This window comes from Streptomyces sp. P17 (genome assembly GCF_032436805.1).
GTDB lineage: Bacteria > Actinomycetota > Actinomycetes > Streptomycetales > Streptomycetaceae > Streptomyces.
This window is the reverse complement of sequence record NZ_JAVRBF010000943.1, coordinates 1-266: the sequence shown is the minus strand read 5'-3', so window position 1 is coordinate 266 and position 266 is coordinate 1. Positions and strand designations below refer to the sequence as shown.

The 266-nt window shown below is 70.3% G+C and carries 1 protein-coding gene; it reads right to left on the bottom strand.

The features are described from left to right. Positions 1-266 (bottom strand): zinc-binding dehydrogenase (locus tag RMT89_RS43515; RefSeq protein WP_315889282.1); only part of this gene is annotated, 266 nt, incomplete at both ends.

Below are 266 nucleotides of genomic sequence, written 5' to 3'. Positions count from 1 at the left end.
AAGCCGGTGGCGGCGACGGCGCCACCGTATTTCGTCTGCGCCAACACGTTGGCCAGCGTGTGGGAGCCGACCGCATCGACACCCGCTGCCCAGCGCTCCTTGCCCATCGGCTTGCCCGGCGCGGAGAGATCGTTGCGGTCGATGATCTCCGCGGCGCCCAGGCTCTTCAAATAGGGCTCCTCGGCGGCGCGGCCGGTCGAGGCGATGACGTGATAGCCGAGCCAGGAGAGCACAGCGGTCGCGACCGAACCGACGCCGCCGGCTGC